Annotated in this window: 1 pseudogene; it reads right to left on the bottom strand. The window is 40.8% G+C overall.

The features are described from left to right. Positions 1-1061: pseudogene (locus tag VB694_RS21870) on the bottom strand (hypothetical protein); the annotation flags it as partial.

Raw genomic sequence — 1061 nt, forward strand, 5'->3', positions numbered from 1 at the left:
GGGGATTAGAACCTGCTTGTCCAGGATTGATATCGAACTTTACAGGATTTCCTTCGCTGTTAATCTTCCAAAACTCATAACCGTTAGTACCATCATCAGCAGTAAAGTAAAGCGTGCCATTAACGTTAGTGAGGTTATAGGGATTGGAACTCCCTTCCCCCGGATTTATATCAAACCGGACAGCATTACCATCGGTATCAATCTTCCACAAGTCATAACCGCTAGTACCGTCATAAGCTAGGAAGTAAAGTGTGTCATTGACGCTGGTGAGGTTGTAGAGATATAAACTTTCTCCCCCCTGACTGATTTCCACACTTACAGGGTTTCCTTCGTTGTCCATCCTCCACAACTGAGTTCCATTAATACGATTATCAGCAGTGAAGTAAAGAGTGCCATTAACATTGGTGAGGTTGTAGGGATATAAACTTTCTCCCCCTTGATTAATATCGAACCTGACGGTTTTTCCTTGTTCGTCAATCTTCCACAAACTATTGCCGTTAGTACCGTCATCAGCAGTGAAGTACAATGTGCCATTGACGTTGGTTAAGTTGTAGAGATTGGAATTTCCTTCACCCGGATTGATATCGTTGACTAATACTGGGTTGCCTTCACTATCAATTTTCCACAACTCCATGCCATGAATACCATCATCAGCGGTAAAATAAAGTGTGCCGTTGATATTGATCAGCGATTCGGGATTAGAAGCACGATTGACAAGTGGAGTATTTATAACTACTGGGTTGCCATCACTGTCAATTTTCCACAACTGATAACCGTTAGTACCATCATCAGCTAGAAAATAAAGTGTGTCATTGACGTTGGTTAAGTTGTAGGGATTGGAACTTCCTTTTCCTGGATTGATATCACTGACTATTACTGGGTTGTTGTTGGTGTCAATTTTCCACAATTCATAACCGTTAATACCATCGGTAGCTGTAAAATAAAGTGTGCCATTGACGTTGGTGAAAGATTGAGGATCGGAAATAACATTTTCCTCATTGATTCGCACTAATGTGGCATTATCATCTGTACCAATCTTCCACAAGCTATAACCATTAATG

The sequence above is a fragment of the Anabaena sp. UHCC 0451 genome, assembly GCF_034931405.1.
Classification (GTDB): domain Bacteria; phylum Cyanobacteriota; class Cyanobacteriia; order Cyanobacteriales; family Nostocaceae; genus RDYJ01.